Below are 12933 nucleotides of genomic sequence, written 5' to 3' on the forward strand. Positions count from 1 at the left end.
ATGCAGTGTGTGGTATTTGATATGGACGGCGTGCTGTTTGACTCCGAAGCGTTGGTGCTTCAGTGCTGGGAACAGACGGCGAAACTCCACGGAATTCCGGAAATACAGGAGATCTGCCACCGGTGTCTGGGCAGCAATGCCGACATGGCACGACAGATGTTTCTGGAGAAATACGGAGCCGATTTTCCCTACGACACATACAAGGCGGAGATGTCCGCAAAGTACTGGGAGAACGTGGAAGCCGGCAGGCTGGAACTGAAATCCGGTGTGCGGGAAATGCTGACGGCACTCCGTGCCCACGGCTGGAAAACCGGCATCGCCTCCTCCACACGGGCAGTGATAGTTCGGAAAGAGATGCAGCATTTCGGCTTGGAACAGATGTTCGATCAGATCATCGGCGGCGACATGGTGCAGCACAGCAAGCCGAATCCGGAGATTTACCAGACTGCCTGTCGGGAACTGGGCGTACTGCCGGCAGAGGCTTATGCGGTGGAGGATTCCTACAACGGGATTCGCTCCGCCGCCGCAGCCGGCATGCAGGCGATCATGATTCCCGACCTGCTGCCGCCCACACCGGAAATGGAACAGCTTGCGGCAAAAATTTTCCCGTCTATGGGAGAGTTTCAACAATTTTTGTTTGGATAAGCCAAACCGGAACGGCACTGCCGTTCCTACATAATGTGCATATATTATATAATAGTATAAAGGAGCAGAACGGTCATGCAGATCTATAACACGCTGACACGAAAAAAAGAAGAACTCGTCCCCATGACAGCAGGGCACATGGGCATCTATGCCTGCGGTCCTACCGTCTACAACTATATCCACATCGGCAATGCCCGCCCGATCTGTGCATTCGATGTGCTGCGGCGGTATCTGAAGTACCGCGGCTACACGGTCACCTATGTGCAGAACTTCACCGATGTAGACGACAAGATCATCAAAAAGGCAAACGAAGAAGGTACCACTGCGGCAGAAATTGCCAAGCGGTATATTGCCGAGTACAAGACCGATGCCCACGGGCTGAATGTCATGGACGCTGATGTACACCCCACCGTCACCAACTGCATGGATCTCATCATCGACATTGTAAAAAAGCTGGTAGACTCCGGTCATGCCTATGCCGCTGCCAACGGAGATGTTTACTTCCGCACTTCCTCTTTTCCGGAATATGGCAAGCTGTCCGGTCAGCCTATTGAAGAATTGCAGGCTGGTGCCCGCATCGACATCAACGACGGCAAGGAAGAACCGCTGGACTTCGCCGTGTGGAAAGCTGCCAAGCCGGGCGAACCCTACTGGGAATCGCCGTGGGGCAAGGGCAGACCGGGCTGGCACATTGAGTGCTCCGCCATGTCCTGCCATTATCTGGGCGAAACCTTTGACCTCCACTGCGGCGGTCAGGATCTGATCTTCCCTCACCATGAAAACGAAATCGCACAGAGTGAAGCTGCCAACGGCAAGCCCTTTGCCCACTACTGGATGCACAACGGCTATATCAACATCGACAACAAGAAAATGTCCAAGTCGCTGGGCAATTTCTTCACCGTGCGGGAAGTGGCAGAGCAGTACGGCTATGAAGTCATTCGCTACATGATGGTGCAGGCACACTACCGCAGCCCCATCAACTACTGCAAGGAACTGCTGGACGCCTGCAAGGCATCTCTGGAACGGCTCTATGTCTGCCGCGACACACTGGATCGTGCCATTGCTGCGGCAAAGTCCGGCGAGATCTCCGCTGAAGCGACGGAAACTTTCGCCAAGCGGAAAGAACAGTTCATCACTGCGATGGACGACGACCTCAACACCGCAGACGGCATGACTGCGATCTTTGAACTGGTACGCGACCTGAACCGCATGAGTGCAGATGCTTCCACCTCCAAGGAGCAGCTGGAAGCCGGTGCAAAGCTGTTTGACGAGCTGACTGGTGTCATGGGCTTGCTGTACAACCGGAAACAGGCTGATACAATTCCGGCAGAAGTCACCGCACTGGTTGAACAGCGGCAGGCTGCCCGCAAGGCAAAGGACTTCGCCGAGGCAGACCGTCTGCGGGACAAGATCGCTGCACTGGGCTATGCAGTACGGGAAACCAGACAGGGCACTGAAATCACCAAGATCGACGCGTAACTGCGTGAGAATCCACTCCGGAAAGGAAAGCTATGGCACTCAAAAACCATAAAAAGACCATTACCCGAATTTTTATCCTGCTGGTTGTGATGACGCTGATCTGCATGGGCGTGTTCGCCTGCACCAACTATCTGGAGCAGCAGAGCAAGGCGTTTGTGGACATGAGCAAGGTGCAGCTGATCCAGTTGGACGAACCGGAATCAGACGCTCCTGCCATGAAGATCACTACCACCGCCGGCACGATCGTGGCAGAACTGTTTCCGGAACAGGCACCGGCGTATGTAAAGCAGTTCACCGAACTGGCAGAATCCGGCTACTATGACGACACCTATGTGTTCTCGGTGGAAAAGGGTGTATACTTCGAAGCAGGCAGCCCCAATGCAGACGGCTCACTGGACAGCGATGCAGACGGCACCTATGAAAAAGTAGAACGGGAAACCAGCGGCGACCTCTGGCCGTTCCGCGGGGCATTCTGCGTGCCGACGACCTCCAAGGAGGGCAACATTTTAGACCGCTTCACCGGCAGAATGACCTCCTACTGCGGTACCCGCTTTGTAGTGTGCAATTCTATCGTTTTCGACGATTCCACCAAGGAGGAGTTGCAGTCGGTTTCCGAAAATGCAGAAAAAATCAACGATGCATTTCTGGAACGCGGCGGCGTGCCGAACTACTCCCAGCAGATGACTGTCTTTGCACAGGCTTACGGGGACGAAAGCTTCGATACCATTGACAAGATCACAGAAGCAGCGACTCAGCCTGCCGCTACGGAGGGCGGCTATACCCCGCCGGAAGATGAAATCCGCATCCAGACCATTGAGATCGGCACCTATGGTGAATTTGCAGGCACCGCCGAAAGCACAAAAAAATGACGGGAAATCTTTCGTTTTTGAAAAATACATATTTTCCCTTATGGATTCCATACAAACCAGTTTTCACACGGGAGAACATTTCCGTCGATACTTCCAAATAACGCGAAAAAAGTTTGGTTTTTACTTTACAAAGTATCAGAATTCGTGTATAATGAAGAAGATAGCATGCAAACTATGTTTGTATGCTCACCGGAGAATCGCTCCGGAAATGGAAGTCAACCGGCAGCAGTTTTCACTGCCGGAAACAGTGCGGCATGCCTGCATGCCAATGACACGTGCCGCACGAAATCGTGGAACGGGGACGACCTGCGACAAGCTGTTGCGGGAATGTCCCTGATGTGCCGCCGTATCTGGGTGATACCGGTTCCTTTCCCGATGTCATCACAGCAATGGACAATTGGGTGGCACAGAAAAAAGGAGAGACGAAATTGGATAAATTTGTCATTCACGGTGGGCATCGGCTCACCGGCGAAATAGAAGTCAGCGGAGCAAAGAATGCAGCAGTCGCACTGATCCCTGCCGTGCTGCTCTCTGATGAGCCTTGTGTTCTGGAAAATGTTCCGGACATCAGTGATGTATCCATCAGCCTGCAGATCATGAGCGAAATGGGTGCAACCGTAGAGTATCTGACCAAGACCACCGTCCGCATTTCAGCGGCAGGTCTGACCAATTATTGTGTACCCTATGAGAGTGCACGAAAAATGCGTGCATCGTATTATTTTCTGGGTGCACTGCTGGGACGCTATGGCAAGGCGAGAGTTTCCATGCCCGGCGGCTGTCCGTTGGGCGACCGCCCCATTGACCAGCATCTGAAAGCATTTGCGGCACTGGGTGCCAAGTGCAATATTGAACACGGCATGGTAGATCTGGTGGCAGACCAACTGACAGGCAATCAGATCTACTTAGATGTGGTTTCCGTTGGTGCCACGATGAATGCCATGCTGGCAGCAGTCCGTGCCAAGGGTCTGACTGTCATTGAAAACGCCGCCAAGGAACCGCACATCGTCGATCTGGCAAACTTCCTGAACTCCATGGGTGCAGAGATCATGGGTGCAGGTACCGATGTCATCAAGATCCGCGGCGTAGAACGACTGCACGGTGCAGTGTATTCCGTCATTCCGGATCAGATCGAAGCGGGCACGTTTATGATCGCTGCCGCTGCCACCAAGGGCGACGTGCTGGTGACCAATGTCATTCCGAAGCATCTGGAGCCGATCACCAGCAAAATGCGGAAGATCGGTGTCAATATCGAGGAATTTGACGACAGTGTTCGGGTATGGGTAGACGGTCCGCTGGTGCGTACCAACGTCAAGACCATGCCGCACCCCGGCTTCCCCACAGATATGCAGCCGCAGATCACCACCCTGCTGACACTGGCAGAGGGTACCAGCATCATCACCGAAGGTGTCTGGGAACAGCGGTTCCGCTATGTGGACGAACTCCGCCGCATGGGTGCAGATATTTCCGTGGACGGCAAGGTTGCCGTAGTAGAGGGTACCGGAAAGCTTACCGGTGCACCGGTGAAAGCCTGTGATCTCCGTGCAGGAGCTGCCCTGATCGTGGCAGGACTGGCTGCACACGGCGTGACCGAGATCGAGGACATCTATCACATCGAACGCGGATACGCCAATCTGGACGCAAAGCTGCGGCAGATCGGTGCAGATATTCAGAAGGTTTCCGATCCGGCAATACCAGCGAAGCTGAAAGAAGCACTCTAAGCCAAAACATCATTCAAATGCAAAAAGCCGTCAGCTTCGTTGGCGGCTTTTCTTGTGGAAAAGAGGAGATCTGATCTTGTCGAAATTTTATTCTCTGTTCAGTTCCAGTAAGGGCAACGCCTCCTTTATCGGCGGCCCTGCCGGCGGCATGCTGGTCGATGCCGGAGCCACCTGCCGTAAACTGGTGCAGTCGCTGGAGGCTCACGGGCTCTCTGCCGAAGCTGTGCAGGGAATCTGTATCACCCACACCCACACCGACCACATCAAGGGGCTGCGGGTATTTCTGAACCAGCACCCCGTACCGGTTTACGGAACGGCAGAAACGCTGGCACAGTTGCGGGTGCTGGACAAATTTCCCCAGAACGCCGACCTGCGGGAGATTCTTCCTGCGGAAACCATACATACCGACACCGCAGCCGTAACTGCGTTTGCCACCATGCACGACTCCCCCGGCAGCTGCGGCTATCGCTTTGAACTGTCAGACGGGCAGACCTGTGCCGTGTGCACTGATCTGGGCTGTGTGACACCGGAAGTGAAAAAGGGCGTATACGGAGCCGATCTGGTGCTTCTGGAGGCAAACTACGATCCGAGCATGCTGCGAAACGGTCCCTATCCGGAAATGCTACAGGAACGTATTCGCGGAAAGTATGGGCATCTCTCCAACGGGGACAGTGCCGGTATGGCAGAGGCTCTCATTGCACATGGCACCACGCGGCTGATTCTGGGGCATCTCAGCGAAAACAACAACACCATGCCGCTGGCACAGCAGACGGTGCTGGAGCATTTGCAGGAACAGGGCATGCGGCGAAACCAGGACTTCCTGTTGCAGGTGTCCTCGCCGGAAGGATTGAAACAGGCGGTGATCTTCTGATGCAGACGATACAAATCATAGCACTGGGAAAGTGCAAGGAAAGCTACCTGCGGGAAGCCTGCAAAGAATACGAAAAGCGGCTGTCCCGTTTCTGCCAGTTGCAGGTGACAGAACTGGAGCCGGTTCTCCTACCCCAGAACCCCTCGGAAAAGGAAATTGCGGCGGCTCTGGAAAAAGAGGGGGCAGAACTGCTGAAACGTGCCAAGGGCTTTTGCATTGCCATGTGCATCGAGGGCAAACAGCTGGACAGCACCGGACTGGCGAAGAAGCTGGAACAGGCGGCACAGGGCGGCGAGAACGGTGCCGTCACATTTCTGATCGGCAGTTCCTACGGACTGGCTGATGCGGTAAAGCAGCGGGCAAATTTGCGGCTGTCCATGTCCGCCATGACGTTCCCCCACCAGCTGGCACGGGTAATGCTGCTGGAACAAATCTACCGGAGCTATCAGATCTTATCCGGCACCAAATATCATAAATAGGAGTGATTTTTCATGCAGAAAGCAATGACCATCGCCTATGCAGTAGGCAAAAATCTCTATCTGAATATTACCAACCGCTGTCCCTGTGCCTGTACATTTTGTATCCGCACCATGTGTGACGGGGCATACGGTTCCGACCCGCTGTGGCTGGATCATGAACCGTCTATGGAGGAGATTCAGGCAGCACTGGACAAAGAGGACTTGTCCCATTATCAGGAAGTGGTATTCTGCGGCTTCGGCGAACCTACCGAACGGCTGGAAACCCTGTGCGAAACCGCAAAGCTACTGAAAGCCCGCGGTGTCAAGACCATTCGCATCAACACCAACGGACTGTCTGACCTGATCCACGGCAGAAAGACAGCGGCAGACCTGAAAGGACTGGTGGACATTGTATCCGTCAGCCTGAACGCCGGCACAGAAGCGGAATACCTGAAAGTCACACGTCCGAAATACGGTGCGGTAGCCTATCCGGCAATGCAGCAGTTTGCACTGGACTGCAAGCAGTACGTGCCGCAGGTGATGTTCAGCGTGGTGGACATTCTGCCGAAGCCGGAACTGGAAGCGGCACAGCAGCTTGCAGACCGACTGGGAATCCACCTGCGAATCCGCCAGTTTGACAATGCAGCGACCCGCCGGAACGGTTAAGAGAACATTTATCATTTATGAAGAGGCAGTACCAGATCTGGTGCTGCCTTTATTATTTTCTGCACACCTGAAACATTTTCTGAAAACCGGTGTATATATCAGTGAACGTTCAAAAATGAGGTGATAACATGGAAACCGATTGGATTCGCCGCCTGAAACAGGACGACGAAACCGCACTCTGCGAGATCATCAGAAAATACACCGGCTATGTCTATACCATTCTCCGAAACTTTTCCCACGGCACCCTGCCGCAGGAGGACCTGGAGGAACTGACAGCAGATGTGTTCCTGCGGCTGTGGAACAGCCGGAACCGTCTGCGGGACGGCAGCGACCTTGCCCCGTATCTGGCGGCGATCGCACGAAATGGTGTGAAAAACCGCTTTCGTATGCTGGGAAAACAGCCGCCGGTGCGGCAGTCCTACGAAGATCTCACACTGTCCGATGCCAAAGATCTCTGCGGCGATGCAGAAATGGTGGAGATGATCGCCTGTCTTCTCCGTGCACTGGACAGCCTGTGCGAACCGGATCGTTCTCTGATGATACGGTTTTATTTCTATGGAGAAAAAACCTCTGCACTTGCAAAGACATATCACATGACAGATGCCGCGGTACGGCTCCGGCTGCACCGCAGCAGAGGGAAACTCCGGAAGCTGATGACAGAAAGGGGTTTTGACCATGTCGAATGAAACCAACTGGCTGAAAGACTTACCGCCATTCCAGCCTGACGAAGACCCCCAGCGTGCCGAACGCGTACAAAAGCGTGTGCTGCAAAAGCTGGACGAACCTGTAGAAAGTGAGGAAATCGCTATGAAACCGAAAATGACATTCCGCCGTATCCGCCCTCTGATCTTTGCCGCCGCTGCCGTGGCTGTGGGAGCCGTGTCCCTGATTACCGCAAATGCCGCCACCGGCGGAGAACTGTTCTCGAAGCTTTCCATTTACCTCAACGGCGAGAAGCAGGACTATGATGTGGAACTGGTCAGCCAGGACGACAGCCAGCTTACCTACAAAATCAAAGACGAAAACGGCAACGAATACACCTATCAGGAGAACAGCAATTCTGTAGAGATTCAGGCTGACGGCGATGTTGCCGACGGCGAAGTAGAGGTAGAAGTCAGCGGCAACGCGTCCGACCTGCCGGCAGCTGATACAGCAGAATAACGACACCGGACACACTTTAAGGAAACAACAAAAAAACCGGACTGCACCACACAGTCCGGTTTTTCTTGATTGAGAAGTTTTAGGGCAATACCGCACAAAGATTGTGCGGTATTGCCTTACGCATTTTGCTGCATGCCCGTGTACAGCAAGTAGTATCTGCCCTTTTCCGCCATGAGTTTTTCATGACTGCCCCGTTCGATAATTCTGCCGTGATCCAATACCATGATCACATCAGAATTCTGAATGGTAGACAGCCGGTGAGCAATGACAAACACGGTTCTGCCGTGCATCAGAGCGTCCATACCTGCCTGTACAATGCGTTCCGTGCGGGTGTCAATGGAAGATGTCGCCTCGTCCAGAATCATGACCGGCGGGTCTGCAACGGCGGCTCTGGCAATGGAGAGCAGCTGCCGCTGTCCCTGTGACAAGCCGGAGCCATCACCGGACAATACCGTCTGATAGCCGTCCGGCAGCAGCATGATAAAGTGATGGGCGTTGGCACGCTTTGCCGCCGCGATGCATTCTTCATCTGTCGCGTCCAGTCTGCCGTACCGGATATTGTCCATGACCGTACCGGTAAACAGATTTACGTCCTGCAATACGATACCCAGCGAACGCCGCAGGTCTGCCTTTTTGATTTTGTTGATGTTGATGCCGTCGTAGCGAATCTTGCCATCTGCCAGATCGTAGAACCGGTTAATCAGGTTCGTGATCGTGGTCTTTCCGGCACCGGTCGCCCCGACAAACGCCACCTTTTCGCCGGGCTTGGCGTACAGGCTCACATCATGCAGCACGATTTTTTCCGGCACATAACCGAAGTCCACGTCAAAGAACTGCACGTCCCCTGCCATACGGGTATAGGTGACCGTACCGTCCCCGTGAGGGTGCTTCCACGCCCACACGCCGGTGCGGTGGTCGGTTTCTGTCAGCACGCCGTCCTGCTCCTCGGCATTGACCAGCGTGACATAGCCCTCATCGGTTTCCGGCTCCTCGTCCAGCAGTTCGAAGATGCGTCCTGCTCCTGCCAGTGCCATGACGATCGCACTGGCCTGCTGGGAGATCTGGCTGATCGGCATGGTGAAGCTGCGGCTCAATTGCAGGAACGCGGCAATTGCACCCAGTGTCAGACCGCCTACGCCGTGGAACGCCAGTGCACCGCCCAGCATTGCCAGCAGCACATACTGGACATAGCCCAGATTGTTCATGATCGGCATAAGGATATTGGCGAAGCTGTTCGCCCATGCGGCGTTCTGGAACAATTCGTCGTTGTGCTTGTCGAAGTCCGCCTTGGTCTGTTCCTCGTGGCAGAACACCTTGATGACTTTCTGTCCGTGAATCATTTCCTCGATATAGCCGTTTACCGCACCAATGGAGTTCTGCTGCTTCACAAAGAAAGCACCGCTTTTGCCGCCTACAAACTTGGTAACAAGCATCATCAATGCCACAAACGCCAGCACAAACAGCGTCAGCCAGATACTCAGCCGCACCATTGCCACGAACACTGCAATGACTGTGACGATCGAAGAAAAGATCTGCGGGATACTCTGTGCCAGCATCTGCCGGAGCGTATCGGTATCATTGGTGTACAGGCTCATTACATCGCCGCTGGCGTGGGTGTCGAAAAAGCGAATGGGCAGTGTCTGCATATGGGAGAACATCTCGTCCCGAATGGTTTTCAGAATGCCCTGTGCCACAACGACCATGAGCCGGTTATAGAACAGCGTACCCAGAATGCCGGCGGCATACAGTACGCCCAGCTTTGCCAGTGCCCCTGCCAGTCCGGAAAAGTCACGGCTGTCGTTCAGCAGCATGGGAGAAATATAGTCATCGATCAGCGTTTGCAGGAACGTAGAACCTGCCACGCCTGCCACAGCACTGACCAGAATGCAGACAAACACCAGTATCAGCTGCATCCAGTACCGTTTCATATACGAGAGCAGCCGGACGAAGCTTTTTCCGGCACCCTTAGCTGCTCCCGGCACCATCACACCGCGGGGCGGCGGTCCCTGTCGTCTTTCACTCATTGCGGTACACTTCCTTTCTGCTGTGATTCATATACTTCCCGATAAATGGCGTTATTTTTCAGGAGCTCTTCATGGGTACCGATACCGTCTATCCTGCCCTCGTCCAGCACAATGATCTGGTCCGCGTCCATCAGAGAAGTAACACGCTGGGCAATGATAAACTTAGTGGTATCGGGGATTTCGTCCCGCAGTGCCTGCCGGATACAAGCGTCCGTGTGGGTGTCCACGGCACTGGTGGAGTCGTCCAGAATCAGGATCTTCGGCTTTTTCAGCAGTGCTCGTGCAATGCAAAGCCGCTGTTTCTGTCCGCCGGAAACATTGGAACCGCCCTGTTCAATATAGGTGTCATACCCCTCCGGAAAAGTCTGGATAAATTCGTCTGCATGGGCAAGCCGGCAGACACGTTCCATTTCCTCGTCGGTGGCATCAGGATCACCCCAGCGGAGATTCTCCTTGATCGTGCCGGAAAACAGCACGTTCTTTTGCAGCACCATTGCCACTTCCTGCCGGAGCGTTTCCACGTCATACCGGCGAACGTCGATACCGCCTACCTGCACTGTGCCCACTGTGGCATCATACAGACGGGGAATCAGCTGCACCAGCGAACTCTTGGCACTGCCGGTTCCGCCCAGAATGCCTACGGTCATGCCAGCCGGAATGTGCAGATCCACGTCTTCCAGACAGCATTTATCTTCCCGCTTGCTGTAGCTGAAGCTGACATGGTTGAAGTCCACGCTGCCGTCCGGCACCGCGGTCACGGCATCTGCCGGACTGGTAATGTCACTCTCCTCGTCCAGCACTTCCACAATACGCTCGCAGGAGGCACGGGACATGGTGATCATAACGAACACCATAGACAGCATCATCAGGCTGGACAGAATCTGAATGGCATAGGTCATCAGGCTCATCAGTTCGCCAGTGGTCAGTGTCCGGCTGACGATCATTCTGGCACCGAACCACGATACCAGAATCAGACAAACGTACATGCAGAACTGCATCAGCGGCATGTTAAATGCCAGCCGCTTTTCTGCCCTGGAAAAGTCCTGATAAATGTTCTCCGAAATGCCGGAAAACTTCTGGATCTCGTGGTTTTCCCGCACAAAGGATTTCACCACGCGAATCCCGTGCAGGTTCTCCTGTGTCACGTTGTTCAGCTTGTCATAGGTTTTGAACACCCGTTCAAAAATGGGGTGCACCCGTGTCATAATGAAGTACAGCCCCACACCCAGCACCGGAATGGCTGCCAGATAGATCAGAGCCAGTTTCGCACTCAGGTGAAACGCCATTGCCATGGAGAAGATCAGCATCACCGGCGAACGCAGTGCCACACGAATCAGCATCTGATAGGCGTTCTGCACGTTGGTCACGTCTGTGGTCATACGGGTGACAAGGCTGGCGGCTGAAAACTTATCGATATTGGAAAACGAGTAGCCCTGTACGCGGTAGAACATATCGTGCCGCAGATTCCGTGCAAAACCGGCAGAGGCAAATGCTGCAAAATGCCCCGCCAGTGCCCCGAAAATCAGGGAGAGCACACAGCACACCAGCAAGATCCAGCCATAGTGCATCACCGCGTCCATGCCGCCGCTGCCGTCAATGCCGTCGTCGATCAGCTTCGCCATGAGAATGGGAATCACCACTTCCATGACGACTTCCAGCACCACAAACAGCGGTGACAGCAGGGAAAACAGTTTGAATTCCCGAATCGACTGCATCAATTTTCGAATCATTCGCAATCTCCTCCTTTACAGATAGAAATGCCCTGCTTTGCAAGGTCTTCCCGCAGATTTTCCTGCATTTTCTTTGCCACGCGGAGAAAGACTTCCTGCTCCTCCTCTGAGATTCCACGGGCAAGATTTGATTCAAACGCCATAATGTCCGCTTCGATCTGCCGGTGCAGATCCCTGGCTTTCTGTGTCAGCACGATTCGCTTGAGCCGTGCGTCCTGTGCCACGCTCTCCCGCCGGATCAGCCCGTTTTTCTCCATCAGCTGCAACGTTACCGTCACCATAGAACGGCTAATGGAAAACGCCTTTTCAATGTCCCGCTGGAACACGTCCCGTTCCTGATTTTCGTACAGATAGCGAATCAGATACCCGTGCATGCCGGTCTGCCGGTCCGCGTCCTGATGTGCCGCAGAACATCCCCGCTGCCGTGCCATCAGCCTTTCCAGCCGGTGCACCTCTAGTCCTAAATGCCGCATCTTACACCTCCTGAGTTGTTTATCAGAAAACAGTTTAATAATAAACTGTTTAGCTTAGAACTATTTTAGCACATTCCCCGAAAATGTCAAGAGGGATTTTGAGAAGTTTACATTTTTGTCAGACTTCCGCCCATTTGACAAAAATGCATGGAACTGGTATACTATTAAGGACAACACTGAATAAAGCTTGTGCAGTGTTTCCTAAGGTATCTTGAGAAAAGGAGGCATTCCTTTGCAAAAATATCGGTATTACCTGCCGCCCCAGTCGAAACTGCCTTTCGCTGCTGGCATTCTCTCCGGACTGCTCTGTCTGGACAACATCTATACGCTGATTTCCATGCCCCACTACACCCAGTACTGGGACTACTGGGCAACACTGGCTGCGGCACTGCTGCTGTGTGTGTTCTGCTTCCTGTTCCGGCAGCGTCGCACAGAACTGACACTGATTCCGGCGGCAATTCTGGCACTGATTGCCTGCATCACCCCCAACCTCGTTCACTGGCTGGAGGTGGGCATGTTCTTTCTGCTGCTGCTGCTCTGGCTGCTGCGGCTGCCCAAATGGGTGGGAACACTCTGCCGGCTGGCTGGCATTGTCCTGACGGTCATCGGAAGCGGAGCGATTCTGGCTCCTATGGCAGAACGAATCTCTATGCTTTCCCGCACCGGACGTGCTACTGCGGAATTCGTTGTGCCCTTTGTCATTCGCAGTCTGGGCGGCGAACTGCTGATCCTGTTGACGTTTCTGCTGTTGATTTTCGCTATGCGTCCTCATGTGCTGCCCCGCTGGACAGACGAAAACGACCTGTACGACCGCATCTGGGAATGACAGATATTCCCAT

Annotated in this window: 14 protein-coding genes; 11 read left to right on the forward strand and 3 right to left on the reverse strand. The window is 54.0% G+C overall.

The window, feature by feature from the left end; all coding sequences use genetic code 11:
- The 10 genes from DXB92_RS01010 to DXB92_RS01050 all read left to right on the forward strand — a co-directional run bounded on the left by DXB92_RS01010 (window position 1) and on the right by DXB92_RS01050 (window position 7867).
- Window positions 1-645 carry an HAD family phosphatase gene (locus tag DXB92_RS01010; protein WP_117731848.1) on the forward strand — a complete coding sequence of 215 codons (645 nt, stop codon included), beginning with the start codon at window positions 1-3 and terminating at the stop codon, window positions 643-645.
- Between the two features lie 75 nt (window positions 646-720).
- A complete protein-coding gene (gene cysS, locus DXB92_RS01015; RefSeq protein ID WP_117731850.1) occupies window positions 721-2124 on the forward strand; it encodes a cysteine--tRNA ligase in 1404 nt (467 codons plus the stop codon).
- A gap of 32 nt (window positions 2125-2156) precedes the next feature.
- Complete coding sequence (locus DXB92_RS01020) at window positions 2157-2993, forward strand: peptidylprolyl isomerase (protein ID WP_117731852.1); 837 nt, start codon at window positions 2157-2159, stop codon at window positions 2991-2993.
- 151 nt (window positions 2994-3144) lie between these two features.
- Window positions 3145-3330 (forward strand): hypothetical protein, encoded by a 186-nt coding sequence (locus DXB92_RS13295; protein WP_021680860.1) that lies wholly within the window; start codon window positions 3145-3147, stop codon window positions 3328-3330.
- A 91-nt stretch (window positions 3331-3421) separates the two neighbouring features.
- Window positions 3422-4711 (forward strand): UDP-N-acetylglucosamine 1-carboxyvinyltransferase, encoded by a 1290-nt coding sequence (locus DXB92_RS01025; RefSeq protein WP_040646633.1) that lies wholly within the window; start codon window positions 3422-3424, stop codon window positions 4709-4711.
- A gap of 76 nt (window positions 4712-4787) precedes the next feature.
- Complete coding sequence (locus tag DXB92_RS01030; protein ID WP_117731854.1) at window positions 4788-5582, forward strand: MBL fold metallo-hydrolase; 795 nt, start codon at window positions 4788-4790, stop codon at window positions 5580-5582.
- A complete protein-coding gene (locus DXB92_RS01035) occupies window positions 5582-6061 on the forward strand; it encodes a 23S rRNA (pseudouridine(1915)-N(3))-methyltransferase RlmH (protein WP_117731855.1) in 480 nt (159 codons plus the stop codon). The genes DXB92_RS01030 and DXB92_RS01035 overlap by 1 nt, the downstream gene beginning before the upstream one ends.
- A gap of 12 nt (window positions 6062-6073) precedes the next feature.
- Complete coding sequence (locus tag DXB92_RS01040; RefSeq protein WP_117731857.1) at window positions 6074-6706, forward strand: TIGR04100 family radical SAM protein; 633 nt, start codon at window positions 6074-6076, stop codon at window positions 6704-6706.
- Window positions 6707-6834: 128 nt separating this feature from the next.
- A complete protein-coding gene (locus DXB92_RS01045) occupies window positions 6835-7392 on the forward strand; it encodes a sigma-70 family RNA polymerase sigma factor (protein WP_117731859.1) in 558 nt (185 codons plus the stop codon).
- Window positions 7382-7867: a hypothetical protein gene (locus DXB92_RS01050; RefSeq protein WP_117731861.1), complete on the forward strand. Its 486-nt coding sequence runs from the start codon at window positions 7382-7384 to the stop codon at window positions 7865-7867. Before DXB92_RS01045 ends, DXB92_RS01050 begins: the two co-directional genes overlap by 11 nt.
- A gap of 116 nt (window positions 7868-7983) precedes the next feature.
- On the opposite strand, the gene DXB92_RS01055 is transcribed toward DXB92_RS01050, so the two are convergent.
- Genes DXB92_RS01055 through DXB92_RS01065 form a run of 3 tightly spaced genes read right to left on the reverse strand, consistent with a single transcriptional unit; the run spans window position 7984 to window position 12094 of the window.
- Entirely contained in the window at window positions 7984-9852 is a 1869-nt protein-coding gene (locus DXB92_RS01055; RefSeq protein ID WP_242986586.1) for an ABC transporter ATP-binding protein, read from the reverse strand.
- 35 nt (window positions 9853-9887) lie between these two features.
- Window positions 9888-11621 carry an ABC transporter ATP-binding protein gene (locus DXB92_RS01060; protein WP_117731865.1) on the reverse strand — a complete coding sequence of 578 codons (1734 nt, stop codon included), beginning with the start codon at window positions 11619-11621 and terminating at the stop codon, window positions 9888-9890.
- Window positions 11618-12094, reverse strand: a complete 477-nt coding sequence (locus DXB92_RS01065; protein ID WP_117731867.1) for a MarR family transcriptional regulator — start codon at window positions 12092-12094, stop codon at window positions 11618-11620. Before DXB92_RS01065 ends, DXB92_RS01060 begins: the two co-directional genes overlap by 4 nt.
- Window positions 12095-12326: 232 nt before the next feature.
- Between DXB92_RS01065 and DXB92_RS01070 the strand changes: the two genes are divergently transcribed.
- Complete coding sequence (locus DXB92_RS01070) at window positions 12327-12920, forward strand: DUF6518 family protein (RefSeq protein ID WP_021680850.1); 594 nt, start codon at window positions 12327-12329, stop codon at window positions 12918-12920.
- Window positions 12921-12933 lie beyond the last annotated feature (13 nt).

The organism is Ruminococcus sp. OM06-36AC, from assembly GCF_003438725.1.
In the GTDB taxonomy this organism is placed as follows: domain Bacteria; phylum Bacillota; class Clostridia; order Oscillospirales; family Ruminococcaceae; genus Ruminococcus_C; species Ruminococcus_C callidus.